The organism is Bdellovibrio sp. SBM16 (genome assembly GCF_056175625.1).
On sequence record NZ_JBJKJG010000005.1, the window covers coordinates 44,648 to 60,603 of the forward strand.

The window sequence follows — 15,956 nt, forward strand, 5'->3', positions numbered from 1 at the left end:
TGAGCAATTAGTTTTGCGTGTTCGGATTAGAGCTGGAAAAGAACAACAGTTCCAGCACGTCAGTACTGGTTTGTTGCGCAAATGGCAAACGGTCGATATCAAATAAAATTGCATTCATGTCTGCTTTTAATTCTTTTGATAGCTCTAACGCATCAACCTGTTTGTCGGTCAACGCACTACCGATGATAAAAACTAGACCATCTACTTTTAGTTCACAAGCGGCGTTAAGCAAAGATAATTGCTGGTCATTTAATTGCTGAATATCTTCAACAAAAACCGTTGTTTTATCGAAAGATTTAAATTCATCGGCAGAGTGCATCTGGCGAGCGATATCCGTGAACGACACAAATAAATTCTGCTCTGCCATATCGTGGATTTTTAAGGCCACTTTTTTGCGGATAAGGGCAGATGTTGAACGTAAGTGAATAACTGAGTTAATTAATTTAACTAAAGAATTTTCTTCTTCGTCTTCACTGAATAACGATAAAACATTAGACTCTTCGTTTTCAACAGCTTCTGCAGCCATCTGGCGCTTATAAGCGTCGATCTCTTCTTTAAGTTTTAAGTGTTTATTATAGACATGTGGTTCAACCAGAAAGCGGATTAAATCGATTACTTCTTCTCGCTGTTCTGTCGACAGAAGTGAGCCGCGGTTAACGATCACTTCGCCTAAGTAAACTGATTTCGTATTCAGCGGTACAATCAGATCATCACCTTCTAAAAAAGATGGCATCGCTGAATTGGCTAGATCAATAGTTTTAAATGCAATTTTTTTTCCGTATTTGTCCTGTATTAAAGCTTGTGTTTTAGTCCAAACTGCATTTTCAACAACGTCCTTCATCATATACATATCCCCACGGCTAATAGTTACCCCGGCGTTTTAAATCGCCTTCCTGGTTAAGAATTAATACAAGTCTTATGCCGAAATTTGTTCGGTTTGGCATGCTGACAACAACTTGGATAGGGAGCTGATGCACTAGGGGTAAATGCCTGTTTTCAGAGGAGAAAATGGCACTGAAAAAAGGATGTGACAAAACTTTAGACGAAAAAAACCCGTGGTTTTTAAGCCACGGGCTGAATTTATTTCTCGATGTGTATTGATAGTTAGCGCGCTATCTTACGCTTATCAAGACCGTATTTTTCAACTTTCATGATAAGGCCGGCACGTGAAATACCAAGTTCTTTAGCTAATTTAGACTTATTCCAGCCAGTACGGCGTAAACCTTCTTTGATCATTTCGCGCTCTAGATCTTCTAAAGCATCTTTTAGTTTACCCTGTAAACGAGAACCCTGTACTTTGGCTTTTTCGCCGATTTCTAAGATTTTCGGAGACAGGATTTCATGACCGATTTTACCTTCGTCGCCAGCTAAAACGCACAGACGTTCGATTTCGTTCTGTAATTCACGCACGTTACCCGGCCAAGCGTAGTCATATAGTTTTTCAACTGCACGGCCCATTAATTGTTTTTTAGGTTTGCCCGATTGTTCAGCCACTTTACCTAAGAAAAAATCCACTAAAACCGGGATATCTTCTTTACGTTCGCGTAAAGGCGGAACGCGGATATTGATAACATTTAAGCGGTAGTAAAGATCTTCACGGAACGTGCCTTGTTCAACCATTTCACGTAAATTTCGGTTGGTTGCGGCAACGATACGTACATCAACTTTTTTCATTTCAGTAGAACCAACTGGTGTGAAAGTACCTTCTTGTAAAACACGAAGTAACTTTACCTGCATTTGCGGTGAGGTATCACCGATCTCGTCCAGAAAGAAAGTTCCTTTGTCAGCAATTTCGAAAAGACCTTTTTTGTCTTTTAAAGCACCGGTGAAAGACCCCTTAACGTGACCGAATAATTCTGATTCTAATAAATTATCATTGAATGCAGAACAGTTCTGGATAACGAAGTTGTTCGATTTGCGGTTTGAATTATAGTGAATAGACTTAGCGATCAACTCTTTACCGGTACCGTTTTCACCCTGAATCATTACTGTTGAATCAGCAAATTTGATTTTATCCAGTAACGCATATAATGACTGCATTGGTTTAGATTTACCGATCATGTTGTCGTACTTAAAACGGTTACCTAACTCAGAGTTTAACTGGCTGATCTTAGATTCACGTGACGCGATTTCAACGTGAAGGGTAACGATTTCCTGTGCCACTAACTCCACTAATTCAGTAAAGTGAGTGCGGTTAACATCGTCAAGATACTGGAATTTAGACAATGATTTTTCAATGAGCTCTGTCGAACAACCGTAAGCGGCTAAACGGTCACGGATCTCAGAAATTCTGTGCGCTGTATTTTCTTCTTTGAAGAAACCCATTGCCACAACGGTTCCGACGAAATCGTTTTCGATCACAATCGGGAAGACACAAACATCAAAACCTGCTGCATCCCATTTTTTGAACGCGTAAGCATTGTTTGACTGGCGTAGGTCGTTGATTGATTGTGAAACTAAATCAGCTAAGCTCGATTGAGTTGCATCTTTATGAATAAGATAATTAACTGCCGGGTTGGCGAAAGTTAGTTTCTCGTCTAAGCCTTTGATTTGTCCACGTTCATCAGTAAAAACTGTATCTACATTCCACCAAGCTTGCAGAACGTGCTTCAATTTTTTGATCACGTGAATATGTTCGAATTCATTCCAATTAATCATACGACACCTCTTGTTGTCTTTTTTGTATAATTGTTTATCGTCAACTTTGTTGACAGACTTGAGTGCGCAATTGGAATTTTGTTTAAAGATTTGACAAGCCCGGACTTTAGTCCGGCATTTTGATTTGGTTAGGCTTTATTTTGCGTATAGTACAGTCTGGCGTACTCGCCATTTTTCTCTAAGAGCTCTTGATGAACACCTTTTTCCACGATCTGACCGCGTTTCATGACTAAGATTAAGTCAGCATTTTGTATAGTTGATAGACGGTGAGCAATCACTAAAGTGGTGCGTCCCTGCATTAATTCATCAAGACCACGCTGTACTTGCTCTTCACTGACAGAATCAAGTGCGCTGGTGGCTTCATCTAAGATTAAAATCGGCGCATCTTTATACAAAGCACGCGCAATGGCCAAACGTTGTTTTTCGCCGCCCGAAAAGTTGCCACCGCGTTCGCCCACCAGGGTGTTAAACTTGTCCGGATTTTTTTCGATAAAATTTAAAGCATGAGCCGCACGTGCAGATGCGACAACTTTCTCATGAACATGATGGCCGCCAGTCTCAGTTCCGGCAATGATATTGGTTTCGATCGTATCTGAAAATAAAAAAACTTCCTGCGAGACTAAGCCGATATTTTTTCTTAAGTCATGAAGTGAAATATCTCGGGTGTTTACGCCACCGATGCAGATCTCACCCGATTGGGCGTCGTAAAAGCGCGCCAGCAGGTTAGCTAATGTTGTTTTACCGCTGCCTGATTCGCCAACGAATGCTACGGTCTGACCTTTTTTGATCTGTAGATTAAAATTCTGAATCAGCGGTGTTTGATCGTAGGAGAAATTGATATTTTTGTATTCAATCATGTCCCAGGTCTTCGGAAACTCCAGGTTTTTGCCGGATTCAGGAACCTCACTGTCTTCGTTTAACATCTTTTCGATGCGGTCAGCACAGACGCGACTTTCTTGGATACGCACAATGGCTTCCTGAAATTTTTTAATCGGTTCGTTGGCTTGCATAATCGTTGTTAAGTAGGCCATCAATACGCCGAATGAAGATTTGCCAGCGGCAATTCGAGACGAGAAATAATAAACGATTGCAACCAGGATCAAGGTGGCAACGAATTCATTGATCGGGCCGATCAGCTCTACGCGCCCGTGCACTTTGCGGCGCATTTCGATAAAGCGGTCACCCTGCGCGACCAGACGGTTTTTAAAAAAGTTTTCTAAATTAAATGCCTGGATGGTTCTTACGCCATCCAGTGATTCTTTGATGGTACCGGTTATTTTTTCTAACTGCTCAACGCCGAAGACTGAATATTTTTTGATGGTTTTAGATAACTGGCGCAAGGCAAGCAAAATGACGGGCGTGATCACCAGTACTGAAAACGCCAGCGTTGGATCAAAGTAGAACAAGTTAAAGATCACCGCTACAAACATTAATGGCGCAGTAAAAATATCGGCAAAAAGGCGTAGGCCGTCCTGCACGATTTTAACATCATTAAATGTTCGGCTTAATAACCCGCCCGAGCCAGAGGCGTAAGTGTTATGAAATTTTAAATTTAAACGCAAAAATTTCTGCTGCAGCTGCTGACGAATATCCTGGGTAACTTTTTCACTTACCATGTTCATTAAAAAAATATGAAAATAGCGCGAAATTGAGATAACAAAAGCAAGGCTCACACCGACCCAGATCAGTTGTTGTAAATTATCCGGCATTGCTGCCGCATCCATAAGATCTTTTACGTAGTGGGCGATGAGTGCTTTTGAGGCTGAATACAAAATACCCGTGACGGCAACAACAACCAGTGTTGTTTTATACTTTAATAATTTAGACCAAACGTAACGGATATCAGACTGCATAACTTATCGTAAATAATCCTTAAGATATTGGCCAGTTAAACTTTTCTTGGCTTGGGCCATAACATCTTCTGGAGTTCCGGCTACGACGATCTGGCCACCCAGTTTGCCTGCATCTGGGCCAAGATCTATGATGTAGTCTGCCGACTTTATCACATCTAAATTGTGCTCAACAACAACGACAGAGCCACCGGCTTCAATCAGCTTATGTAACACCTTCATTAAAAGGTCGATCTCTTTAAAGTGTAAACCGGTAGTTGGCTCATCAAGGATGTAAAGCGTAGATTTTTGCGATACCTGTGACAACTCTTTGGCGATTTTTAAACGTTGCGATTCTCCGCCGCTTAATGAATTGGCCGGCTGACCTAAAGTTAAATAATCAAGACCGACTTCTTTAAGCACTGACAGCGGCTTACGGATATGCGGATGGGCAACAAAAAAATTCATCGCTTCCTGTACGGTCATCGATAAAATTTCGTGTACATTCTTACCCTGGAACGTAACTTCCAAAATTTCCGGGCGGTATTTTTTGCCGTCGCAGACATCACAAGGGATAATGACGTTATCCATAAACTGCATGTCGATTTCTTCAAAACCGGTCCCGCGGCAGGCTGGGCATCTGCCGCCATCAACGTTTAAGCTGAACGTTCCGGCTGTGTAACCACGTGATACCGATTCAGGTGTAGCCGCCATCACATTACGGATTGAATCAAAGGCTTTTAAATAAGTGATCGGCGAACTGCGTGCCGATTTACCGATTGGCGACTGATCGATTAACAAAACATTTTTAACCGATTCCCAACCCTCAATTTTATCAAAATTCTGTGCCGGCAAAAATTCTAATTCTAATTTACGTGCCAGTGCCGGATATAAAGTTTTTGTCACGAGTGTAGATTTGCCGGAACCGCTGACGCCAGTCACAGCCACAAGACGGTTTAACGGAATACTTACATCGACATTCTTTAAGTTATGACCGCTGCAGCCCTTAAGTTCTAATTTGTATTTGTAGTTCGTAATCTCAACCGGACGAACCGTGCGCAATAATTTTTCTTTGCCTGGTTTTAAATAGCTGGCCGTGTTTGACTGCGGCGCCTTGTAAAAGCTTTCGGTATCGCCGGAGTAGACAACCTGACCACCGAGATAACCCGAACCCGGCCCCATCTCGATAATATTTTCGGCGTTTTTGATCACATCGTGATCATGTTCGACAATGACCAAAGTATTTCCCAGGTCTTTCAGATCTTTCAGAATTGAAATCAACCGGTCGTTATCACGCGGATGCAGACCCACCGTCGGCTCATCAAGCACGTAGAGGGTCTGTGACAGGCCCATTCCCAACTGGTTTGCCAGAATTAAACGTTGGTATTCACCGCCGGATAATGTTCTGGTCTCGCGGTCAACAGTCAGATAGTTAACACCGACACGGACTAAAAAATTTAACCGAGAACGCAGTTGTTTTAACACTTCGCCGGCGACTTCCTGCTGGTGTTTAGTAAGCTTTACGCCTTCAAAGTATTTATTTAGTTCTTCAATTGTGAACGCGCTTAAATCCGTAATAGATTTGTTATTTACCAAAATATGATGCACTTCTTTGCGCAGGCGTGAGCCGTTACAATCCGGGCACTTGCGGCCTGAACGGTAACGCGAAATAAAAACCCGTACGTGCATTTTATATTTAATCTGATCTAAGTATTCAAATAAACCGACAACACCGAAAAAATCTTTATTGCCTTTCCAGATTAGATCGCGTTGTTCTTGCGGCAAGTCTTTCCATGGCGTGCGCATGTCGATTTTATATTTCTTACAGAATGCAAACAGCGATTTTTTATCCTGCTCAGCTGACGGCATGGTAAAGGGATTTAAGGCGCCTTCTGCAATCGACAGCTCAGGGTTGGGAATAACCTTAGCTTCATCCAGCTCAAGCACATTACCAAAACCTTTGCAGGTCGGGCAGGCGCCGATCGGTGAGTTGAACGAAAATAATTTTGATGACATCGCCGGAGGTGTATAACCGCAGACCGAGCAGGCCGGCTCTTCCGAGAGTTTTAAAAATTCACCGTCGGTAGTAACGACCAGCGCACGGCGTATCATTGTGCCGGTAATGTATTTAAGGCTTACATCATACGCCTGGGTGATTGAATCGGTCAGACGGCCTTTTTCATCGTCGTTAAAAGCCATGCGGTCGATTACCAGGAAAAACGTATCCGCCGGAATTCCTTTTTTGATATTCGACTTTTCACCGATATCGATCATTTCTCCGACTTCAAAAGTGATCGGGTCAGATTTTTTCTTTCCTTTTTTTTCTTTAAGCGTTGTGATGCGCAGGTAGCCGTCTTGTAGCAACAGTGAATGTAATTTTTTTCCTTCCAGCACGCGCTGGCCGGCAGGAATTTCAACCAAGATATAACCGCGTTTATCTTTAAACTTTTCCAGAACCAAATCAGAGGCTTCGGTAGTTGAAAGTTTAGTGGCCGGAATATGATGGGTCGGGCAGTAAGGAGTTCCGATTTTTTCAAAAAACAAACGCAGGTAATCAATCAGTTCAGTTGTGGTACCCACGGTTGAGCGTGAAGACTTTACGGTGTTTTTCTGTTCGATTGAAATTGCCGGTGGAATATTATTGATACCTTCGATATCCGGCTTAGGTGCTTTATTCAAAAACTGGCGGGCATAATTGGACATGCTCTCGATAAAACGACGCTGTCCTTCGGCGAATAACGTCTCAAAAGCTAAAGAACTTTTTCCCGAGCCAGAGGGGCCGCAGATCACGGTCATCTGGCCCAATGGAATTTCAACTTCAATATTTTTTAAGTTGTTCTGTTTGATACCCCAAATGTGGATATTTTTCATTCTTCCATGTCCCGCTTTAGAAAGTCCGTTGTTTCTTCACTTCGGCTTTCAGCAGCAGTAGGTTCAGTTCCTTCAATATAGGCTTGCATGATCGTACGCTGGCTGGCCGAGTTAGCTAACTTACCACTTTCAGCGTCGACTTTCACGAGTTTAACTCCCTCAGGCATCGGAAATGACATAGGGGGTAAACCAGTATGGGCAGCCTTCATATAATCGAGCCAGATCGGTAGCGCTGATTTTCCGCCCACTTCTCCACGGCCGATTGTTTGTTCTTTATCAAAGCCGACCCAAACGCCGGTAGCGATTTGAGGGGTATAAGCAATAAACCAAGCGTCAACGTACCCATTTGTTGTGCCGGTTTTTCCTGCTACTTCGCGTCCTAATTGAGCAGCGCGTCCGCCAGTGCCATTCGGGTCTTCAACAGTCCCGCGCAGCATATGTGTGATGGTGGCAGCGACTTCCGGGCGGATCAACTGCTCTGGATCGTTAAAGAAAAACGGCGAGGCCGGTGCGTTTTCAGCGTCGTTATCCTGACCTTCAAATTCTTTTCTTTTTTGCGCAAACTTTTCATCAAGCGGCATGGTTTCATTCATAAAGCGCGCATCCAGGGATAGATTTTCTAACAGCACTTTGCCTTTAGTATCGATCACTTTTTTAACGATAATCGGGCGGGTGCGTTTGCCAAGTCTTCCGAACTCTGAAAATGCCTTGGTCATTTCGTATAACGTGACCGAACTTGAACCCAGCACCAGTGTGTAATCCGGATTTAACTTAGAAAAAATCCCCAAGCGCTGGGCAAAGTCAGTGGCAAAATCTACACCGATATCTTCAACAATTTTTACACTCGGAATATTCAGCGATTTGACCAGTGCATTTCGCATCGTGATTTCACCGCTGAATTCGCGGCCGTGATTTGATGGCTTCCAGATTTTTTCATCACCCTGGCCTTCATCGCCGCTGGCCTGTTTGTAAACCAGTGGAGCATCGATAATTTTAGTAGAGGCGTTGTAACCTTTTTCTAAAGCCGCTGCGTAAACCAGAGCTTTAAATGACGAGCCGGTTTGGCGGGCAGCCTGCAGGGCACGATTGTATTCATTTCTGACAAAGCTGTAACCGCCGACCATAGCTAAAACATCCTGGGTCTGCTGGTCGATGGAAAGTAAGGCGCCTTCAACCAGTGGTTCTTGATCTAACTCTAGCGCCAGATGTTTGCTGATATCTATTTTCGGAACATTCTTGCCGCGTGTTTTGCGCCAATTAAATTTATCACCTAAAATCTTAACTAAGATTACATCACCTTTTTTCAGTGCTGATGATGGTTTTTTAATTTCGTTACCTTCGGGTTTGACATCGAAATTAACTTTGCGTGCCCAGGTCATGCTTTCAAGCTCGATAATGCCGCGTGATTCCGGTAGCAATACTTCAACAAAAGCTTCGGCGTCGTTAACGTTGACAACCACGGCCTCATAATTTTTGCCGACTTCCAAATAGCTCGGTAAATTTGAAGCTGTGGTTTTTTCATTAACTTTTTTAGTAATGATTTTACCCTTTTTAATAATATCAACCTCAGCAAACGTTCCATCCTCTAAGATCGTGCGTTCCGGGTTTGATTCCATAATGATCGATTTTTTCTGCTTTTCTAAAAATTCGGCGTACTCAGAATCGTCTTCTAAAACTTTTAAAGGGCCACGAAAGCCCTGGCGCTTATCCAGCTCTTTTAAGCCTTTAACCACGGCTTCGTTGGCTGCGATCTGTTTGTTTAAATCAAGACCGGTCTGAATTTTAACACCTTGGTTTAAAATCACATCTTCGCCAAGTTGTTGCACTAACAGCTGACGTAATGTTTCTAAGTAAAACGGCGCCAAGATTTCGTATTCTTCTTTAAGGTAAACTTTGATCGGCGTTTTAATAAACTCTTTGGCCTGTTCTTTGGTGATGTAACCGATGTCGTGGAGGCGGTTTAACACATACACCTGGCGTTCTTTGGCGCGGATCGGATTTTTAACCGGCGAATAATCAGACGGGGCTTTTGGTAATCCCGCTAACATCGCCGCTTCTGGAATGGTCAGATTTTTTGCCGGTTTTCTGAAGTAGGTTTGTGCGGCCATCTCGATCCCGTAGGCACTTTGACCGAAATAGATCTGGTTTAAATAAAGGTATAAAATATCACCTTTAGATAAATTTTCTTCCATCTGGATGGCCAGTAACATATCACGCAGTTTACGAGTATAAGTTTTCTCACTTGCCTGTAAAATCAAGGTCTTAGCAACCTGCTGGGTAATCGTTGATCCACCCTGAACGTTTCTTCCAGCACGCATATTAGCAATAAAAGCACGGATCATGGCCTGCAGATTAATGCCCTTATGTTCAAAGAAAGTATCATCTTCGGCAGCGATAAAAGCTTTAATAACCAGGTCAGGAATATCCTTGTAAGGGATCAGTACGCGGCGCTCGCGTGAGAACTCGCCGATCTTTTTACCGTTGCGGTCAAAAACTTGTGATACGAGCAGTGGCTTATAATCTTCAAGTTTGATCACTTCGGGAAGTGAAGCTTTGACCGACTTATAAATAAAAAACACGCCGGCAGTTGATAGAAAAATAAGTGCAAAAAAACCCAGAAGTACTTTTTTTAACATAGGCGTTTAGCCTATCAAAAAAATGCGCTTCTGGGTAATCGTAACTGGCTTAAAGTCTTGCGTAACTAATTATTGTTATAAAGCGCCGCCGGAAGACGTACTTCCTCCGCGTTTTCTTGTTGAGCTTGAGCTAGCACTTGGAATCAAGCGTTTGGTGCTGGCGCAAATTCTTCTAGTTTTGTTTGAAGTACCGCCAACATTATCGTCTTTAGCTTCTGCAAGCTTTGGGTTACAGTCGCAGGTGCCAATGACTTCTTCAAAATTTGCGTTTGATTTTCTTACCGCAGCTGAAGCTAAACTTGTTTTTGAACGTTTACCGGTTTTTTCTTCAAGTTCTAATTTTTGTAAATCTTCGGTTAACTTAGCTAAACGCTCCTGCGAACGGTAGTTTTTAGCTTCAAGTCTTTGGGCAAACTGGGCCATTTCTCCTTGTAAAGTTGCGATCTGTTCAGCCATATTGGCCTGCGCTTCTTGTTTTTCGCGCTCAGCTTCCTGAGAAATCTTCGTCGAGTTTTCTGACTGAATCTGCTGGCGCTGACCTTCTTCTTTGGCTTGCGCTTGTAATTCGGTCATTTCGTCAGCCACTTTTTTCTGTTGCTCTTGCTGGTCAAACTGAAGTTTCTTTCTTTCGCGGTCTTCTTTTTCGTAGCAGGCATCGTTTACGACCTGTAACTGCGCTTTTAACTCAGCGGTAGCTTTCGGACCTTTCGACTTGATTGTGAACGGAAAATCTTTACATGCCGGATCCTGGATATTTTTGGCTGATTTGATCATACAGGTTTTAGCTGTATCTAATACCTGTTTACAGCGTAAGTTGGCTTTTTGCGCCGATGTATCTAACATGCGGTCTGCGTACGCAAAATTTAATGCGCGCAACGAATCGTTTTTCTTAGAGATCTGGGTCGTTAAATTACGTAACCGCGCTGCTGAATCAACCATATCTTTTTGTGACCGGTTTAATTCTTCACGCATTCTGACATCAGCTTCAGCCAGAGTTTTTTTGTTATCACGCTGTAATTCCTGGATTTCTTTAGTGATACGCGTGATTTCTTTATCGTTATCTTCTTTATCTTTGATCGCATCGTCTTCGATTTTTTTCTTTTCATCCTGTAATTCTTTGCGACGGTCACGAAATTCTTTTTCTGCATCGCGCGCTTCTTTACTGTCGATATCAATTAAACAGCTGCCGGCAGAAGAGGTTCCTAGTGAGTCTTCGCCACCGATCACCGCACGAAAGATATTTATCGTGCTGCCGATGCCATTATCACTTTGCGGAGTTTGTGACGATGTTTGAGCTGCCATCTCTTTACATTCCTGGATCTTTTGCGAACATCGTTGTTTTGAATCTGCGGATTTGCCAACTAAGCCTTCGCAAGCACTCAATGAATCAGCTAAGCCGTCTTTAAACTCTTTGAACGCAGTTTCACAAGCTGAATCTGAATCCGAACTACCAGATGGACAACCCTGTACTGAAACACCTGAAGTTTGTGCGCCAACACATTGGCTACAGTGACTCATATCTGTGTATCCGATTTTCTTAACATCACCAACGCAAATTCTCTTAATTGCGGCTTCAGCTCTAGCATCAGATGACTCTGTGGCGTAAGCTACAGGCTGTGCGCTAGTTGTTGTAGGGTTTGCATAGGTCGTTATTGTGAAAGCACTGACTACAAAAATACTAACAAGTGTAAAAAACTTAGTGATTGTATTTGTATTCATTTGATTTCTCCCCTTTAAGTAATTAGTCAGCAATGTAGAGACCAATATTGTTACTCCATCTATTAGTTTGACGTTTCATTTTGAGACTGTGAATCCTAGACCTAATATAACACGACGACAGTCGAGTTATAAATTCAGCCATATCAAATATAAATTATCCTGGAAATTTCTAGATAACCGATACCGTTGTTATGACATATGAACAAAGTTTAGTGATGATAGACAAACTTAAAAATTTGATGTGGGCTTCTGATGAGGAGTGGGTTATTAATTTTCACTTCACCAGTCATAATGACTTCGAAATTCGCTATTTTAAAATGAAAGATTGGGTTGATGAAGTAAGAAAGATTCATGAATACCATCAGCAAAGCCAATGGCATCGAACATTACCGAATTGCCGCATATGGATTCAAGACGAAGAAGTACATATGCAATACTTTGACGGGAATTTTCACTTGTATGGTCAGAATCTGTTACTGAATCGTACTGATGAAAACATGGTTGTGAGTTATCGCCTGTTTGAATATATGTTCAACCAGTCTATGCGTACGCTGCCTGGATTAGAAACTTTTCGAATTAGTAAGTATCTTAAGTAAAGGGCCCTAAAATTCGCCTTTGAATACACTTAGTTAAATCGATTTGTGGTTGCAAGCAGCGAGGGAGAAATTTAGCAACTTCTGTTTTTAAATCTTCATATTGAATATCGCCAGCTCCTACCCAATGATGAGATTTAAGTTTTTTGCAAAGTGAAAGCTTTTGCCAATCGGATACTGCTGCAAATAGATACTCTTCGCCATCTATATATTTGGTATAAAAATACATTGGCTTTGGTTGATTTTTTACGGGGTTTGATGAATTGAGATATCCGTATAAATCAAAATATTGCTGTTGAACTAAAAATTTCTTTTCCATGTGGTCATGGATTTCAAAACCTGTACTCGCTTAATCAGGATTGAAAGCGGTAAATACTGAAATCAGAATTCGGTGTCCGGAATTTAACGATCGGGATTTGGGTTTACAAAAAATGTAAACCGAAAGCAAGAGTACTCTGTAAAGACAAGGCAAGACCATGGTCCAGCTAGCTTGCTTAAAAAGTACCATAACGATACGCTAATTAACGGGAAGACAAGCTAACGAGGAGATCAAGGATGATTCCAAAAAATTTCGTACTATTGTACGTCGTGTGTGTATTAACTCTATTTGTGGTGAATGCGGTTTTCGCTTAAGGCGAAAACCCATTTAAAGACATTTAGTTTTTTAAGACGTAAATTTCAGAATAGTTACGGCCTTTTTCATCGCTGTCCATGCCGTAGCCTACCACGTAGCGATCTTCGATCGTTTTACCGATGTAGTCTGCGCGAATCGGTAATTCGCGGCGCGCCGGTTTATCTAATAACGTTACGATTTTTAATGAAGCTGGTTTTGATGCCAATAAGCGGTCTTTTAAGTAAGACAGTGTGCGGCCGGTATCAATGATTTCTTCAACGATGATCACATCTTTTCCGGTGATATTGATCGAAATATCTTTTTGCATGCTGATTGCACCGCCTTTTTCAGTCGAGCGCACAAATACAAAATCAACTTGTTGGGGTAGAGAGATTCTACGCATTAAGTCTGCAGTTAAGTGCACCGAACCGCGCAAAGGGCAGATAAAAATAATTTCGCGGCCTTCGTAATCGTTTTCAATTTGTGCGGCAAGCTTTCCGACTAATTTTTGGATGTCTTCTTGTTTTAAAAAAGCGGCCATTTCATCGCGAATCTGTTTCATAGTTTAAAATCCTTTTAATCAAGTCTAAATTAAAATTCTAAATTAGTAATACCTGTTGTCTGAGCCATTTTTAAGTAGCGTAGTGCTTCAGTGTTTTTCGGCTCTAAGCGAATAATATTTTCCCACTGTTCAACGGCTTCGGCAACCATATGTGAGTTGTACAGGATTAATCCCAGCTTAAGACGAGGTTTGATCAGTTTGCTGTCGTACTGGATAACCGCTTTTAATTCTTTGATCGCTTTGTCTTTTTGTCCCGCCTGCACGTAGCACTCAGAAATAAGTAAAGCGACATCACCTTTTTTCGCAGTCAGGTGATAGGCCTTCATGTATTGCTCTAAAGCCTCATCAAAGCGGCGAACCTGTAAGTACAGATCGGCAGTTTCGATGTGTTTAGAAGCGATTTTTTCTTCAAGGTTTGAACTTTGATGAAAAGATTTTTTCTTATCCACGATTGACTGGGCCTGTTCGAAAACTTTTTTGGCTTCATCGTATTTACCCAGGTCATTTAAAATAATCGATAATCCGACTGCAGCATCGCTGTAAGTCGGATCAATTTCCAAAGCGCGTTTAAAAGTTTTGATCGCTTTATTGAACTGGCCACGGTTGTAATAAATTGTGGCTAACATCTGATAAATTTCAGGATTGTTTGAGTTGATTAAGGTCGGTTGCATCAACAGGGGCTCGGCCTGTTGGTATTTGCCGTCGATAAACGCTTCACGGGCTTCGTCTAAAAGCTGTCCAGAAAAAGATCTCATGTTTATAGCCCCTCGCTTTTCAACTGTCGTGCTTCTTCAGAATTCGGATATTTCGTCGTTAAGGCCTTGGCGTGCAGATCCTGTTTCTTTTTATCAGAAACCATTTTTGCACTCTTGGCTGCGCCTAGGTGGGCGCGTGGGTCGTAACCGATTCCCGGAAATTTAACCAGTGCAGATTCGTATCTGCGTAAGGCGGCATTGTATTTTTCCTGCTGATAATAAAAATCAGCGATGTAAAGTTCTTTTTGTGCCAAACGATTGTAAACGTCTTCACGCTTGGCTTTGCTGTCAGCTGCAAATTCAGATTTCGGGTAAAGTTTATTCAGCTCGATAAAGTGGTAAATCGCATCTTTACCTACCGACAAATCGCGATCGATTGTTTCGGGTAACTGCATGTAATAGCTCATGGCAATGCGATATAGAACGTAGTCTGATTTGGCATGTTTGGGGTGAAGGTCGCGAAAATTTTGGTAAGCCACTTCGGCTTCGGTGTAAGATTCCCGTAAGTAATGAACATCAGCTATCGCCAGTTCGGCTTCGGTGGCCAGGTTACTGTACGGAAATTTATTGCGAACTTCGGCGTATTTGGTAAGTGCTACTTCGTAGCGTTCGGCATCCTGAAATTCTTTAGCGTAGGCAAATAAACCTTCAGCCGTGTTTAAATCTTTTTCTTGGGTTGCGCAGGAAAAAAGAAAGCCCCACGCCATTAAAGAAACTACAAATAATTTCAATGATTTAACACTTGTCATAACATTCACAGTCGACCTCAAAAAACATAACAACCCAAGGGGCGTTTGAAGTCAAAAAAATTAGACACTAACGCGGGTATTTTTGGTTAGTCTTTAGGCAAAATCAGTTCAAGATCGTCTTTCTTGGCCCAGCCTGAAATTCCGCCCGGATATTTAATTTGATAATACATAAGATCGCCGATTTTGGTAACGCGTAAAATATGCACAAGGCTACCGCCCGGAAGCTCAGAAAGTGAGGCCTGGTTTTCGCCGGCCGCTGTTTTCAGCACGGCATACTCCGTCTTAATAAGAGCTTTTGGCGTGCGCTCATCCCATATTTTCATGCCGGCCACGAGCGAAAAAGTTAAGAACAAAACCAGCCACAGATAATTCTTGTAAGCATAGCGGCTAAATTTTAGGTTCTCCATGATTTCTCTTTTGCGCGCGAGATAGAAATTAAAAATACTGCGTAAAAACACGGTCAGAAAAATCGTGGCACAAACCCACAGGGCTTCGACCGGCATCGACTCCAAACCAGCTTTGTTTAAGTTTTCTAACAGCGATATATCATGTGGCGTGGCTTTTACCTGAAAGTGGGTTTTGATTTTAGCTCCCAGTTCGGTCGCCTGGCTGTGGCGTGGGTGGAGTAAAAGCGCTTTTTGGTTATAGACATAACTTTGTAGATAGTCTTGCTTGCTGAAGCTGGCGAGAGCTGCATTATAGCTGATATCTGCGATTTGATCACGGCTTAGGTCGGGGTTCTGCTCTATAAGTGACTTATAAGCGGTTAACGCTTCGTCATATTTTTTCTCTTGCTGCAAAGATAATGCATTTTGAAACTGTTGGGTAAAATCCACTGCCGCCATAGACTCCTTTTGCACAAGAGGCAAAGCCTCTTAGAAGCACAGAGCCAAAGTCTAACGAAGGAGTGCTTTCCTTGTCATAGCTCGTCGCAACAAGGTATTCTAACCTCCTAAAAACACTCCCTAGAA

General features: G+C 42.2%; 12 protein-coding genes. 1 reads left to right on the plus strand and 11 read right to left on the minus strand.

The window, feature by feature from the left end:
- Window positions 1-7: 7 nt before the first annotated feature.
- The 6 genes from AC04MM_RS05780 to AC04MM_RS05805 form a co-directional block, all read right to left on the minus strand.
- Window positions 8-844 (minus strand): hypothetical protein, encoded by an 837-nt coding sequence (locus tag AC04MM_RS05780; RefSeq protein ID WP_475379379.1) that lies wholly within the window; start codon window positions 842-844, stop codon window positions 8-10.
- A 260-nt stretch (window positions 845-1,104) separates the two neighbouring features.
- A complete protein-coding gene (locus AC04MM_RS05785) occupies window positions 1,105-2,658 on the minus strand; it encodes a sigma-54 interaction domain-containing protein (RefSeq protein ID WP_475379380.1) in 1,554 nt (517 codons plus the stop codon).
- Window positions 2,659-2,786: 128 nt separating this feature from the next.
- Complete coding sequence (locus AC04MM_RS05790) at window positions 2,787-4,511, minus strand: ABC transporter ATP-binding protein (RefSeq protein ID WP_475379381.1); 1,725 nt, start codon at window positions 4,509-4,511, stop codon at window positions 2,787-2,789.
- Window positions 4,512-4,514: 3 nt separating this feature from the next.
- On the minus strand, window positions 4,515-7,358 hold the full coding sequence (gene uvrA, locus AC04MM_RS05795; protein ID WP_475379382.1) for an excinuclease ABC subunit UvrA: 2,844 nt from the start codon (window positions 7,356-7,358) through the stop codon (window positions 4,515-4,517).
- The gene (locus AC04MM_RS05800; protein ID WP_475379383.1) at window positions 7,355-9,994 is read right to left on the minus strand and encodes a penicillin-binding protein 1A; all 2,640 of its coding nucleotides are present in this window, start codon (window positions 9,992-9,994) and stop codon (window positions 7,355-7,357) included. The genes uvrA and AC04MM_RS05800 overlap by 4 nt, the downstream gene beginning before the upstream one ends.
- Window positions 9,995-10,069: 75 nt before the next feature.
- Window positions 10,070-11,713 carry a hypothetical protein gene (locus AC04MM_RS05805; protein WP_475379384.1) on the minus strand — a complete coding sequence of 548 codons (1,644 nt, stop codon included), beginning with the start codon at window positions 11,711-11,713 and terminating at the stop codon, window positions 10,070-10,072.
- A gap of 191 nt (window positions 11,714-11,904) precedes the next feature.
- On the opposite strand from AC04MM_RS05805, the gene AC04MM_RS05810 reads away from it, so the two are divergent.
- Window positions 11,905-12,309 carry a hypothetical protein gene (locus AC04MM_RS05810; RefSeq protein WP_475379385.1) on the plus strand — a complete coding sequence of 135 codons (405 nt, stop codon included), beginning with the start codon at window positions 11,905-11,907 and terminating at the stop codon, window positions 12,307-12,309.
- Here AC04MM_RS05810 and AC04MM_RS05815 read toward each other — a convergent pair.
- From AC04MM_RS05815 to AC04MM_RS05835, 5 genes are all read right to left on the minus strand, one after another.
- A complete protein-coding gene (locus AC04MM_RS05815) occupies window positions 12,302-12,625 on the minus strand; it encodes a hypothetical protein (RefSeq protein ID WP_475379386.1) in 324 nt (107 codons plus the stop codon). The two genes, AC04MM_RS05810 and AC04MM_RS05815, sit on opposite strands and share 8 nt — an antisense overlap.
- Window positions 12,626-12,962: 337 nt before the next feature.
- Window positions 12,963-13,481, minus strand: coding sequence for a hypoxanthine phosphoribosyltransferase (hpt, locus tag AC04MM_RS05820; RefSeq protein WP_475379387.1), 519 nt, complete (start codon window positions 13,479-13,481; stop codon window positions 12,963-12,965).
- A 29-nt stretch (window positions 13,482-13,510) separates the two neighbouring features.
- Window positions 13,511-14,236, minus strand: coding sequence for a tetratricopeptide repeat protein (locus tag AC04MM_RS05825; RefSeq protein WP_475379388.1), 726 nt, complete (start codon window positions 14,234-14,236; stop codon window positions 13,511-13,513).
- Window positions 14,237-14,238: 2 nt separating this feature from the next.
- Window positions 14,239-14,985 (minus strand): outer membrane protein assembly factor BamD, encoded by a 747-nt coding sequence (gene bamD / locus AC04MM_RS05830; protein WP_475379389.1) that lies wholly within the window; start codon window positions 14,983-14,985, stop codon window positions 14,239-14,241.
- A gap of 86 nt (window positions 14,986-15,071) precedes the next feature.
- The gene (locus AC04MM_RS05835) at window positions 15,072-15,830 is read right to left on the minus strand and encodes an SH3 domain-containing protein (RefSeq protein WP_475379390.1); all 759 of its coding nucleotides are present in this window, start codon (window positions 15,828-15,830) and stop codon (window positions 15,072-15,074) included.
- Between the last annotated feature and the right edge of the window lie 126 nt (window positions 15,831-15,956).

What these genes read in the sequence shown, in the direction of transcription:
- AC04MM_RS05780 (WP_475379379.1), bottom strand. Translation starts at nt 844, where the DNA reads ATGATGAAGGACGTTGTTGAAAATGCAGTTTGGACTAAAACACAAGCT.
- AC04MM_RS05785 (WP_475379380.1), bottom strand. Translation starts at nt 2,658, where the DNA reads ATGATTAATTGGAATGAATTCGAACATATTCACGTGATCAAAAAATTG.
- AC04MM_RS05790 (WP_475379381.1), bottom strand. Translation starts at nt 4,511, where the DNA reads ATGCAGTCTGATATCCGTTACGTTTGGTCTAAATTATTAAAGTATAAA.
- uvrA (WP_475379382.1), bottom strand. Translation starts at nt 7,358, where the DNA reads ATGAAAAATATCCACATTTGGGGTATCAAACAGAACAACTTAAAAAAT.
- AC04MM_RS05800 (WP_475379383.1), bottom strand. Translation starts at nt 9,994, where the DNA reads ATGTTAAAAAAAGTACTTCTGGGTTTTTTTGCACTTATTTTTCTATCA.
- AC04MM_RS05805 (WP_475379384.1), bottom strand. Translation starts at nt 11,713, where the DNA reads ATGAATACAAATACAATCACTAAGTTTTTTACACTTGTTAGTATTTTT.
- AC04MM_RS05810 (WP_475379385.1), top strand. Translation starts at nt 11,905, where the DNA reads ATGACATATGAACAAAGTTTAGTGATGATAGACAAACTTAAAAATTTG.
- AC04MM_RS05815 (WP_475379386.1), bottom strand. Translation starts at nt 12,625, where the DNA reads ATGGAAAAGAAATTTTTAGTTCAACAGCAATATTTTGATTTATACGGA.
- hpt (WP_475379387.1), bottom strand. Translation starts at nt 13,481, where the DNA reads ATGAAACAGATTCGCGATGAAATGGCCGCTTTTTTAAAACAAGAAGAC.
- AC04MM_RS05825 (WP_475379388.1), bottom strand. Translation starts at nt 14,236, where the DNA reads ATGAGATCTTTTTCTGGACAGCTTTTAGACGAAGCCCGTGAAGCGTTT.
- bamD (WP_475379389.1), bottom strand. Translation starts at nt 14,985, where the DNA reads ATGACAAGTGTTAAATCATTGAAATTATTTGTAGTTTCTTTAATGGCG.
- AC04MM_RS05835 (WP_475379390.1), bottom strand. Translation starts at nt 15,830, where the DNA reads ATGGCGGCAGTGGATTTTACCCAACAGTTTCAAAATGCATTATCTTTG.